This window comes from Streptomyces flavofungini (assembly GCF_041028215.1).
In the GTDB taxonomy this organism is placed as follows: Bacteria; Actinomycetota; Actinomycetes; order Streptomycetales; family Streptomycetaceae; genus Streptomyces; species Streptomyces flavofungini_B.
Genome location: NZ_JASKYR010000234.1, coordinates 1 through 11,998 on the forward strand (window position 1 = coordinate 1; position 11,998 = coordinate 11,998).

Consider the following 11,998-nt stretch of genomic DNA (forward strand, 5'->3'; position numbering starts at 1 on the left):
GGGTCCGGCGGGGTGGAGGGGGCGGGGGCAGACCGCCGGGAGGTCGCTGTCATGAGCCCAGCGTGCGATCTACAACAATCCCCTGTCAACCTTTCGCTGTGAACAACTTGTTTGCAGCCTCGATCAGGGCCCGCATCACCCGGGTGTCGTCGCCCATCTCGGGGTGCCACTGGACGCCCAGCGTCCAGCCGGGTCCGGGGAGTTCGATGGCCTCGGGGGTGCCGTCCTCGGAGTGGGCGGAGACCGTCAGGTTCTCGCCGAGGCGGTCCACCGCCTGGTGGTGGTAGGTGGGGACGCCGGTGGAGGTCTCCGGGACGATCGAGGCGTAGAGCGTGTCCGCGACCGGCTTGACGGCGTGCGTGCCGAACGCGCCCACCTTCTCCGAGTGGCCGTCCAGGTGCTGGACGAGCGTCCCGCCGAGGGCCACGTTCAACAGCTGCATGCCCCGGCAGATGCCCAGCAGGGGTGTGCCGGACGCCAGTGCCGCCTCGATCAGGGCCAGCTCCCAGGCGTCCCGCTCGGGGGCGGGCGGGCCCGTGCGCTCCTCCCGCTCGGCGCCGTAGCGCGCGGGGTCGACGTCCGGGCCGCCCGCGATCACCAGGCCGTCCAGGCGGGCGACGGCCGACGCGGCGTACTCCGGATCGTCCGGCGGCAGCATCGCGGCGATACCGCCCGCCGACTGGACAAGGAGCGGATACCCGGCGGGCAGCAGTGCCGCCGGAAGCTCCCAGACGCCCCAGCTCGCCCTGGCCTCCCAGTAGGTGCTGACGCCGATCAATGGCCTGTTCACCGCGTGCTTCCCCTCGCCTGTGTGATGTCCGTCCGCCGGCCCGCCGGCGGTGGTCAGTCGCGTGCCAACTCTGCCTCGGCCGCCGCCAGCGCCGCGAACTCCTCCTCCGGCGCGCGCGCCACCAGGTGCTTGCGGCTGTAGAGGCCGAAGTAGGCGATCGCGACCCCGTAGACCGCGAGCGCGATGAACGCCGCCGTCACATCCACCAGGAACGTCGCCACCAGCGCCGCACAGGCAAGGACCAGTGCCACGGAGGACGTCAGGACGCCGCCGGGCGTACGGTAGGGCCGCTCCAGGTCCGGCTCGCGGCGGCGCAGGACGATGTGCGAGAGCGACATCAGGGCGTAGCTGATGGTGGCGCCGAACACCGCGACGTTCAGCATGCGCGCCCCGTCCCCGGTCGCCGCCGCCAGTGAGAAGCCGATCGCGCCGGGCACGACCAGGCCCAGGTAGGGCGCCTTGCGGCTGCTGGTGAGGGAGAGGAAGCGCGGCAGGTAGCCCGCCCGGGAGAGCGCGAAGAGCTGCCGCGAGCCCGCGTAGATGAGGGAGAAGAAGGAGGCCACGAGGCCCGCGAGCCCCGCGTAGTTGATGACGCGGCTCAGGCCCGTCGCCTTCCCGTCCGGCTGCAACGCCTCGACCAGGGGATTGCCCGCCGACTGGATGGCCGCCGAGCCGCGCGCGCCCGCCGAGGCGAAGAAGGTGAGGAGCGCGAGGATGGCCAGGACGCAGAGCGACCAGCGGATCGCCCGGGGCAGCGTCCGCGCCGGGTCCTTGGTCTCCTCGGCGGCCAGCGGCACGCCCTCGACCCCGAGGAAGAACCACATGCCGAACGGGAACGCCGCCCAGATGCCGAGCAGGCCGAGCGGCAGCCACGAGTTGGAGCCGAAGGCGTCCGCGTCCACGGCGATGTCATTGAGCCGCGAGGCGTCGAAGTCCATGAACGCGCCGACCGCGAAGACGAGCAGCGCCACCACCGCGATGCCGGTCACCACGAAGCTGAACCGCAGCGCCTCGCCGACGCCCCAGAGGTGGATGCCTATGAAGATCACGAAGCAGGCCAGACAGACCGGCCAGCCCGAGGTCAGGCCGAACAGGCCGAGCGACTCCACGTAGTCGCCGATGAAGATGGCGATGGCGGCGGGCGCGAGGACGTACTCGATGAGGATCGCCGTGCCGGTCAGGAAGCCGCCCCAGGGGCCGAGCGCCCGGCGCGCGAAGCCGTAGCCGCCGCCCGCCGTGGGCAGCACCGAGGAGAGCTCGGCCAGCGAGAAGACCATGCAGGCGTACATCACGCCCATTAGCACCATGGCGATGCCGAGGCCGCCGAACCCTCCCTCCGCGAGGCCCGAGTTCCAGCCGGAGTAGTCGCCCGAGACGACATAGGCGACGCCGAGGCCGGTGAGCAGCACCCAGCCCGCGTTGCCCCGGCGGAGCGTCCTGCGCTCCAGGTAGTCGTCCGACGGCTCGGCGGGACGCGCTCCCTCGGGTGGTGGTCCGGCGGGGCGGGGCTCGGCGGGACTCGATCCGGAGGATTCCACGGTCATGGCACGGCTCCTGAGGGCGGCGGCACTGCGGCGGACGGCGTAATGGAACGAGGCCATACCTTTGCCGTCCCGGGCGGCGGAAATCAAGACCCGTGCGTTACCGGGTGGTTAATGTCCGCGCTCACGTCAAGAATCCCCGCAGCAGCGCCGCCGTACCCGCGCAGTGCTCCCGCATCATCTCCCGCGCCCCGTCCGCGTCCCCGTCGAGCACCGCCTCGACCAGCGCGGTGTGCTGGCGCTGGGAGTGCTCCAAGTTCCGTACCAGCAGCGGGATGCAGTCCAGGAGGTCGTTCACCGTCGCGCGCACCGCCGCGTACTGGGCGGTCAGCGTCGGCGACCCGCACAGCTCGGCGAGCGTCAGATGCAGCAGGGTGTCCAGGCGGCGGTACTCGGTGAGCGGCGCGTCGTGCGTCCGGGCCAGCGCAGCCCGCAGCCGGTCCGCCCGCGCCGCGTCCAGGCCGTGCGCCGCGCAGAGCCCCGCCGCCCCCACTTCGAGCACCTCGCGGAAGCGCAGCGCGTCCTCCACGTCCACGTCGGCGACCCTGCGGCGCAGCTCGTCCTCGCCCGAAGGGCCGGTGCGCGGACGCACGAAGGTGCCGCCGTAGCGCCCGCGCCGCGACTCCACCAGGCCCTGGTCCTGGAGCACCTTGAGGACCTCGCGCAGCGTGACCCGGCTGATGCCGAGGCGGTCGGCGAGCTCCCGCTCCGAGGGCAGGCGCTCACCGCCGGGCACCAGGCCGAGGCGTACGACCTGGAGGATCTGCTCCAGGGCTTCCTCGAAGCCGTTGCCCGCGCGCACCGGACGCAGCACCGGGGTCAGCCGGTCGTCGTCCCGCGCGCCCCGCGCCGACGAGATGCCCTCTTCCGTGTGCGACATGCCCGCACCCCCTTCCCAAGCAAAGGTTCTCCGCAATACCTTATGGCCCTCGGCTGACCCAAGGAGGCTTTTCCCGTGGCAGACCGCACACCCCCGCTCGCCGTCGAGGAGCTTGAGGCCCTCGTCGCGAGCGGCGAGATCGACACTGTCGTCCTGGCCTTCCCCGACATGCAAGGGCGGCTCCAGGGCAAGCGGTTCGCCGCCCGCTTCTTCCTCGACGAGGTCCTCGAACACGGCACGGAGGGCTGCAACTACCTCCTCGCCGTCGACCCCGAGATGAACACCGTCGACGGATACGCCATGTCCTCCTGGGACCGCGGCTACGGCGACTTCGCGATGCGCGCCGACCTCACCACCCTGCGGCGCGTCCCCTGGAACGAGGGCACCGCGATGCTCGTCGCCGACCTCGCCTGGAACGACGGCTCACCCGTGGTCGCCGCGCCCCGGCAGATCCTGCGCCGCCAGCTCGACCGCCTCGCCGAACGGGGCCTCAGCGCCCACGTCGGCACCGAGCTGGAGTTCATCGTCTTCAAGGACACCTACGAGCAGGCATGGGACGCCGGGTACAAGGACCTCACCCCGGCCAACCAGTACAACATCGACTACTCCGTCCTCGGCACCGGACGCATCGAACCCCTCCTGCGCCGCATCCGCAACGAGATGGCGGCGGCCGGACTCGTCGTGGAGTCCGCCAAGGGCGAGTGCAACCCCGGCCAGCACGAGATCGTGTTCCGCTACGACGAGGCCCTCGTCACCTGCGACCAGCACGCCATATACAAGACGGGCGCCAAGGAGATCGCGGCCCAGGAGGGCGTCTCGCTCACCTTCATGGCCAAGTTCAACGAGCGCGAGGGCAACTCCTGCCACATCCACCTCTCGCTCCAGGACGCCGACGGCGACAACGCCATGGCCGGGTCCCCCGACGACCCCGGCGGCATGTCGCCCCTCATGCGGCACTTCCTGGCGGGCCAGCTCGCCGCCCTGCGCGACTTCTCGCTCCTGTACGCGCCGAACATCAACTCCTACAAGCGGTTCCGGCCGGGCTCCTTCGCCCCCACCGCCGTCGCCTGGGGCCAGGACAACCGCACCTGCGCCCTCCGCGTCGTCGGCCACGGCCGCTCCCTCCGCTTCGAGAACCGGCTGCCCGGCGGTGACGTGAACCCCCACCTCGCGGTCGCCGCACTCGTCGCGGCGGGCCTGTACGGAGTCGAGCAGCAGCTCGAACTGCCCGAGGAGTGCACCGGCAACGCCTACTCGGCCGAGTACGAGCACGTCCCCACCACCCTGCGCGAGGCCGCCGAGCTCTGGGAGAACAGCCCCATCGCCAAGGCCGCCTTCGGCGACGAGGTGGTCGCCCACTACCGCAACATGGCGCGGGTCGAGCTGGACGCCTTCGACTCCGCGGTGACCGACTGGGAGCTCCGCCGCTCCTTCGAACGCCTGTGAGGATCGACGTGCTTCAGGTACTCAACCCGGCGACCGAAGAGGTCGTCGCCACCGTCCCCGCCGCCACCGCGCAGGACGTCGACGCCGCCGTCGCACGCGCCGCGCGGGCCCAGGAGCGGTGGGCCGCCGCGGCCCCCGCCGACCGGGCCCGGCTGCTGCGCCGCTTCGCCGCCCAGGTCGACGACCACCTGGAGGAGCTGGCGCGGCTCGAGGTGCGCGAGGCGGGCCATGTCATCGGCAACGCCCGCTGGGAGGCGGGCAACGTCCGCGACCTGCTCGACTTCTCCGCCGGGGGAGCCGAGCGGCTGAGCGGGCGGCAGATCCCCGTCCCCGGCGGCCTGAACGTCACCATCCTGGAGCCGCTGGGAGTCGTGGGCGTCATCGCCCCCTGGAACTTCCCGATGCCGATCGCCGCGTGGGGCACCGCCCCCGCCCTCGCCGCGGGCAACGCGGTGATCCTCAAACCGGCCGAGACGACCCCGCTCACCGCGCTCCGCCTCGCCGAACTGGCCCTGGCGGCGGGCCTGCCCGAGGGGCTCTTCCAGGTGCTGCCCGGCGAGGGCGGCGTCGCGGGCAGGGCGCTCGTCGAGCACCCCGGCGTCGCCAAGATCGTGTTCACCGGCTCCACCCGCGTCGGCAAGCAGATCATGACGGCCTGTGCCGACCGGGTGAAGCGGCTGACCCTCGAACTCGGCGGCAAGAGCCCGAACATCGTCTTCGCCGACGCCGACGTGGAGGCGGCGGCCCTCGCCACCCCCATGTCCTACCTGGACAACTCCGGGCAGGACTGCTGCGCCCGCACCCGCGTCCTCGTACAGCGCTCCGTCTACGACCGCTTCCTCGCGACCGCGGCGCCCGCGGTCGAGTCGGTCGTCGTGGGCGACCCCGCCGACGAGAAGACCCAGATGGGCCCGCTGATCTCCAGGACCCAGCTGGACCGCGTCCGCTCCTACGTCACCCCGGGCGACGGCATCCACGGCAGCGCCCCCGAGGGACCCGGCTTCTGGTTCCCGCCGACACTGCTCACCGACGTCGACCCCGCGTCGCCCGTCGCCACCGAGGAGGTCTTCGGGCCCGTCGCCGTCGTCCTCCCCTTCGAGGACGAGGCCGACGCGATCCGCCTCGCCAACGCCACCGAGTACGGCCTGTCCGGCTCCATCTGGACGCGGGACGTCAGCAGGGCGCTGCGGGTCTCGGGCGCCGTACGGGCCGGGAACCTCTCCGTCAACTCGCACTCGAGCGTCCGCTACTGGACGCCCTTCGGCGGCTACAAGCAGTCCGGCCTCGGCCGGGAACTCGGCCCGGACGCCCTGCACGCCTTCACGGAAACCAAGAACGTCTTCATCGGCACCGAACCCGCCGACCACACCCAGAGCCCGGAGGCCTGAGCCACATGACCGACCAGACCATCTGCCGCCGCCTGGTGGGCCGCACCGCCGTCATCACCGGCGCGGGCAGCGGCATCGGCCTCGCCACCGCGCGCAGGCTCGCCTCCGAGGGCGCCCACGTCGTCTGCGGCGACATCGACGAGGCCGCGGGCAAGAAGGCCGCCGAGGAGGCCGGCGGGATCTTCGTACGGGTCGACGTCACCGACGCCGAACAGGTCGACGCGCTCTTCAAGGCCGCCTTCGACACCTACGGCTCCGTGGACATCGCCTTCAACAACGCGGGCATCTCGCCGCCGGACGACGACTCCATCCTCGACACCGGCCTGGAGGCCTGGAAGCGCGTCCAGGAGGTCAACCTCACCTCCGTCTACCTCTGCTGCAAGGCAGCCATCCCCTACATGCGCCGCCAGGGCAAGGGCTCCATCATCAACACCGCCTCCTTCGTGGCCCGGATGGGCGCGGCGACCTCGCAGATCTCCTACACCGCGTCCAAGGGCGGCGTCCTCGCCATGACCCGCGAGCTGGGCGTGCAGTTCGCCCGCGAGGGCATCCGCGTCAACGCGCTCTGCCCGGGGCCCGTCAACACCCCGTTGCTCCAGGAGCTGTTCGCCAAGGACCCCGAGCGCGCCGCGCGCCGCCTCGTGCACATCCCGGTGGGCCGCTTCGCCGAGGCCGAGGAGATGGCGTCCGCGGTGGCGTTCCTCGCCAGTGACGACGCCTCGTTCGTGAACGCCACCGACTTCCTCGTGGACGGCGGGCTCACCGGGGCGTACGTCACCCCGCTGTAGGCCGGGGCGAGCAGTTCACCCAGTAGCCACCCTGGCGTCGGCCGGGCGTCGCGCGACGCCCGGCCGGCCTGCGTAGACACGGGAGTGTGTTCGTGAACTTCAAGCGCCGCGCCGCCGCGGCCACCGCCGTACTGGCCGTCGCCGCCGCCGGCCTCGTCGCTGTCCAGGCCACCGCCGAGGCCACCCAGACCGAATCCACCGCCCGGCCGCGGGCCTGCCCCGGCCTCCTGGTCACCGAGGGCTGGTACGGAGCCAACCGGGCGCGGCTCCAGCGGATGATCGACGCCCACGGGCACTGCGGGCCCCGGAGCCACCAGGGCGGTGCCAGGCCCGTCGCCACCTTCGACTGGGACAACACCGTCATCAAGAACGACGTCGGCGACGCCACCCTGTACTGGCTGCTGCGCAACGGCCGGATACGCACCCCTGCCCAGGGCGACTGGCACACCACGAGCCGCTACCTCACCGACCCGGCGGCCAAGGCCCTGGCGAAGGCCTGCCCGGACACCGCGGCCACCCTGCCCACCCGGCGGAACACCGCCTGCGCCGACGAGATCCTCTCCGTGTACGGCGAGGGCACCACGACCGGCGGCGCCGAGGCCTTCGCCGGGTACGACCGCCGCCGCATGGAGCCGCAGTACGCCTGGCTCGCCCAGCTCACCCGCGGCTGGTCCACCCGCCAGGTCAAGGACTTCGCGGCAGCGGCCCGCAAGGAGAACCTCGCCGCGCCCGTCGGCACCGAACAGCGCGTCGGCAGCGGCAAGGTCACCGGCTGGGTCCGCTACTACGACCAGCAGCGCGACCTGATCCGGACACTGAAGAAGGCCGGGTTCGACGTCTACGTCGTCTCCGCGTCGCCCGAACCGGTCGCCGAGGTCTGGGCGCGCGGCGTCGGCATCGACGCCCGGCACACCCTCGGCATCCGCAACGTCACCTCCCACGGCAGGCTCACCGCCCACCTCAAGGGCTGCGGCACGGTCCGCGACGGCGACGACTCGATGATCACGTACATCGACGGCAAGCGCTGCTGGATCAACCGGGAGATCCTCGGCGTGCGCGGCGCGGCGGCCGAGAAGGTGCAACCCGCCGCACGCCGCCAGGTGTTCGCGGCCGGTGACTCCGACACGGACGTCTCCTTCCTGCGCGACGCCACCGGCCTGCGGCTCGTCCTGAACCGCAACAAGGACGAGGTGATGTGCCGCGCCTACGACGACGCGGACGGCCGCTGGCTGGTCAACCCCATGTTCCTCCAGCCCAAGGCGGCCAAGGCCGACCCCTACCCCTGTGCCTCGACCGGCTACACCGGACGGGACGGGAAGCGGGGTCCGGTGCGCCGCTCCGACGGCTCCGTGATACCCGATCAGAAGGACACGGTGCACCCGGCGTCAGCACCGTCGTCAGGCCCGCAGGACTGATGTACGGTCCACTCACATGCGTACCCGACACCTTGTGGCGCTGACGCTGGCCACGGCCGCCTCCCTCGCGGCCGTGCCCGCAGCATCCCCCGCGGCCGCCGCCACGCCCGCGAACCCCTCCGCCGCCGACGCGCGGTGTCCGCAGCTCTCGAAGAAGCTGAAGTGGCACGGTGACAACCGCGCCCGTCTCCAGCGCGTCATCGACGAGCGCGGAAGCTGTTCCCGCCCGCACCTCGGACACGGCGGGCAGAAGCGCCCGGTCGCCGCGTTCGACTGGGACAACACCATCACCAAGAACGACGTGACCGACGCGACCATCGCCTGGTCGCTGCGGCACGACAAGATCCTGCGGCCGAGGAGCTGGAAGTCCACCAGCAAGTGGATGACGGAGGAGGCCCACCGCGCCCTCACCCGGGCCTGCGGCACGGAGGTCCCCGTCGGCGAGCCGCTGCCGACCTCGAAGAACAAGGCCTGCGCCGACGAGATCTTCGAGGTCCGCGAGGACGGCAGGACCATGAGCGGCGCCGCCGCCTTCGCGGGGAAGTGGGACCACCGCCACACCGTCCCGCAGTACGCCTGGGTCCCGCAGATCTTCGCCGGGCACACCGTCCCCGAACTGGAGTCCTACGCCGCGAAGGCTCGCAAGGAGGCGCTCGCCGCCCCCGTCGGCGCCACGCAGACGGTCGGCACCCACAAGATCCCCGGCTATGTGCGCTACTACGACCAGCAGCGCGACCTGATCCGCACCCTCAAGAAGGCCGGGTTCGACGTCTACATCGTCTCGGCGGGCTCCGAGCCGGTCACCGAGGTCTGGTCCAAGAGCGTCGGCATCGACCGCGCGCACACCGTCGCCATCCGCTCGGTCCTCGACCGCGAGGGGCGCATCACCACCTGGAACCAGGGCTGCGGGGGAGTGCCCGTCAACAAGGGCGAGGCCATCCCCTACATCGACGGCAAGCGCTGCTGGATCAACCAGGAGATCTACGGGGTCAAGGGCAAGGCCGCCTGGCGGCAGCAGGACCGCGCCCACCGCATCGCCCTCGGCGGCGGTGACGCCGACACGGACGTGACCTTCGTCGGCGACGCCACCGGCGCGCACCTCGTCCTGAACCGCAACAAGGCCGAGATCATGTGCCGCGCCTACGACGACGCCGACGGGCGCTGGGTCGTGAACCCGATGTTCATCGAGCCGCTGCCGAGGATGAGCGGCCGCTACCCGTGCTCGACCGCCGCGTACAACGAACACGGCGGGGACAAGGGCCCGGTCCGGCGCGCGGACGGCTCCGTCGTGCCCGACCAGCGGGACTCGGTGTACTGATCTTCCCGCCACGTCCTACAGTGCCGGGATGAGCATGTCGCCGCCGCCCGGCTGGTACCCGGACCCGCGCCAGCCCGCCGTCGAGCGCTGGTGGGACGGGGCCGCCTGGACCGAGCACCGGCGGGCGCCCGAGAGCGCCCACGCGGGCCCGCAGGCGACGGGCTTCGGGCCCGCGCCGGACCCGGCGGCGACGACGGTGCTCGCACCGGTTTCCTCCTCCTCTTCCTCCTCCGGCGGCGGTCGCGCGAAGCTCATCGCGCTGGCCGTCGCCGGAGCCGTGCTCATCGCGTCGATCGTCACGGGCGCCGTCCTGCTCGGCAAGGACGACGACGGCCCCGAGGCCGTGCCCGCGCCGAGCACCCAGGCGGAGACGAGTCCCACGCCGACCGCATCGAAGTCGGCGTCGAAGTCGGCCGACCCCGACCCGGACACCCTCGTCGACGACCTCAACGGCATCACGCTGCCGGTGCCCGAGGGCTGGGAGAAGGACGACGACACCATCGGCGGCGGCGCGAGCATCCGGACGCCGGACGTCATCGACTGCCCCGGCGACTCGGGCCTCTGCCGCCACGGCACGGTCACGTCGGGCACGGTCACGAGCACCGACGAGACCGACCCCAAGGCGCTCGCGCTCGGGGACATCAAGGACGCGGCGGACGCCTCCTACGACGAGGACAAGCTCGACCGGCAGCCCTACGGCGGCATCACCGGGCACGAGCAGGTGAAGGCAGGCTCGGTGGCCGTCGCGGGCCGCGCGGGCTACTACGTCCGCTGGCGCGTCCACACGGCCAAGGGCTCCGGCGGCTACGTCCAGTCCCTGGCGTTCGCCTCCAGCGTCGGTTCGGAGTCGATGGTCATCGTCCGCTTCACCGTCGGCGCGGAGGACGGGGCGCCGCCGGTCTCCGTCATGGACGAGATCACGAACGGCATCCGGTCCGTGGACGACAGCGAGACGGGCGGCGGCGTGGGAAGCGGCGTCACCCCCACGTCGTAGCCGCGAGGGGCCGTGCTCAGAGGAAGGTCCGGCCCTCGCCCCGGTACGTGGGGACGCTCGCCGTCACCGCGTCCCCCTCCACCAGGTGCAGCGTGTCGAACCGCTCGCACAGCTCACCGGCCTTGGCGTGCCGGAACCACACCTTGTCGCCGATCCGCAGATCGTCCGCGGGCGGCCCGTGCAGCGGGGTCTGCACCTCGCCCGCGCCCTCCTGCGGGTCGTACCGCAGCCCCTCGGGCAGATACGGCACCGGAGAGCGGTCCTGGCCCGCGACGCCCGAGGCGGGGTAGCCGCCGCCGAGCACCGTCACGACGCCCTCGGCGGGCCTGCGCACCACGGGCTGCGCGAAGAGGGCCGCCGGGCGCCCGCGGAAGGACGTGTAGTGGTCGAAGAGCCGCGGTACGTAGAGACCGGACCCGGCGGCGATCTCCGTCACCGCGTGCTCGGCCGCGGTGTGCTGGACGCTCCCGGTGCCGCCGCCGTTGACGAACTCCAGGTCGGGCGCGACGGCCCGGACCGCGGCGATCGTCTCCGCCCGGCGCTCGGCCAGCTCCTTGCGGGCCGCCGACTGCATCAGCCTGACCGCCCGGGAGCGCGCGGGACGCCCCTCGACGGCGTCGCCCACACCGGCCACATGACCCTCGTACGCCATGACGCCCACCAGCCGGAACCCCGGCCGCCTGGCGATGGCGCGGGCCAGGGCGGCGACCTGCCCGGGGGAGTGCAGCGGGGACCGCAGCGCGCCGATCCGCACCCGCCCCCCGAGGGCCCGCAGGGACGTGTCCAGCTCCAGACACACCCGCACCTCCTCGCTCCCGCCGTCCCTTGCCTCGTCGATGAGCCGCAGCTGGGCGGGGTCGTCGACCAGCACACTGACCCGCGCCGCGAGCTTGGGGTCGGCGGTCAGTTCGGCGAAGGCGGCGCGGTCGGCCGAGGGGTAGGCGAGCAGGACGTCGTCGAAGCCGGAGCGGGCCAGCCACAGGGACTCGGCGAGCGTGAACGACATGACCCCGGCGAAACCGTCCCGGGCCAGGACCCGTTCGAGCAGGGCCCGGCAGCGTACGGACTTGCTCGCGACCCGGACCGGCTTGCCGCCCGCGCGGCGCACGAGGTCGTCGGCGTTGGCGTCGAACGCCGCCAGATCGACGATCGCGACGGGGGCGTCGAGGTGTGCGGTGGCCCGGTCGTAACGGGCCCGGTCCGCGGCGAGGGCAGTCATGGGCGAAGCCTGCCAGACACGATTACCCGAGGGTAGGGGGATGATCCGGGCAGATCGCCCGGGGGTGCGGACCGGGTTCCCGCAGGGCCCGTATCTGCCCGTAGAGTGACGCGCACGGAGCCTCGCCGGGCCGAGCGCTCCCGCACCGGAGCGCGAGGAGACGGGGGAGCATGAGCACGGAGGCGCGCCGTACCCCGATCCCCCCGCAGCCCGCAGCAC

The 11,998-nt window shown here is 72.5% G+C and carries 10 protein-coding genes; 6 read left to right on the plus strand and 4 right to left on the minus strand.

All coding sequences use genetic code 11. The annotated features are described in order from the left end of the window. Positions 1-85: 85 nt before the first annotated feature. From AB8Z36_RS17795 to AB8Z36_RS17805, 3 genes are all read right to left on the minus strand, one after another. Complete coding sequence (locus tag AB8Z36_RS17795) at positions 86-790, minus strand: gamma-glutamyl-gamma-aminobutyrate hydrolase family protein (RefSeq protein WP_369214302.1); 705 nt, start codon at positions 788-790, stop codon at positions 86-88. 53 nt (positions 791-843) lie between these two features. Beyond that, positions 844-2,334 (minus strand): ethanolamine permease, encoded by a 1,491-nt coding sequence (gene eat, locus AB8Z36_RS17800; protein ID WP_369214303.1) that lies wholly within the window; start codon positions 2,332-2,334, stop codon positions 844-846. A 121-nt stretch (positions 2,335-2,455) separates the two neighbouring features. After that, complete coding sequence (locus tag AB8Z36_RS17805; RefSeq protein ID WP_369214304.1) at positions 2,456-3,211, minus strand: FadR/GntR family transcriptional regulator; 756 nt, start codon at positions 3,209-3,211, stop codon at positions 2,456-2,458. Positions 3,212-3,286: 75 nt separating this feature from the next. Between AB8Z36_RS17805 and AB8Z36_RS17810 the strand changes: the two genes are divergently transcribed. The 6 genes from AB8Z36_RS17810 (at position 3,287) to AB8Z36_RS17835 (ending at position 10,560) form a co-directional block, all read left to right on the plus strand. Next, positions 3,287-4,657, plus strand: a complete 1,371-nt coding sequence (locus AB8Z36_RS17810; RefSeq protein WP_369214305.1) for a glutamine synthetase family protein — start codon at positions 3,287-3,289, stop codon at positions 4,655-4,657. 8 nt (positions 4,658-4,665) lie between these two features. Then, positions 4,666-6,045: an aldehyde dehydrogenase family protein gene (locus AB8Z36_RS17815; protein ID WP_369214306.1), complete on the plus strand. Its 1,380-nt coding sequence runs from the start codon at positions 4,666-4,668 to the stop codon at positions 6,043-6,045. Positions 6,046-6,050: 5 nt separating this feature from the next. After that, entirely contained in the window at positions 6,051-6,833 is a 783-nt protein-coding gene (locus tag AB8Z36_RS17820; RefSeq protein WP_369214307.1) for a 3-oxoacyl-ACP reductase, read from the plus strand. A gap of 92 nt (positions 6,834-6,925) precedes the next feature. Further along, on the plus strand, positions 6,926-8,248 hold the full coding sequence (locus AB8Z36_RS17825) for a haloacid dehalogenase-like hydrolase (protein WP_369214308.1): 1,323 nt from the start codon (positions 6,926-6,928) through the stop codon (positions 8,246-8,248). 16 nt (positions 8,249-8,264) lie between these two features. Further along, positions 8,265-9,566: a haloacid dehalogenase-like hydrolase gene (locus tag AB8Z36_RS17830; protein ID WP_369214309.1), complete on the plus strand. Its 1,302-nt coding sequence runs from the start codon at positions 8,265-8,267 to the stop codon at positions 9,564-9,566. A gap of 28 nt (positions 9,567-9,594) precedes the next feature. Further along, positions 9,595-10,560, plus strand: a complete 966-nt coding sequence (locus AB8Z36_RS17835; RefSeq protein ID WP_369214310.1) for a DUF2510 domain-containing protein — start codon at positions 9,595-9,597, stop codon at positions 10,558-10,560. A gap of 16 nt (positions 10,561-10,576) precedes the next feature. Here AB8Z36_RS17835 and AB8Z36_RS17840 read toward each other — a convergent pair whose 3' ends face one another. Beyond that, positions 10,577-11,779: an amino acid deaminase/aldolase gene (locus tag AB8Z36_RS17840; protein WP_369214311.1), complete on the minus strand. Its 1,203-nt coding sequence runs from the start codon at positions 11,777-11,779 to the stop codon at positions 10,577-10,579. Positions 11,780-11,998 lie beyond the last annotated feature (219 nt).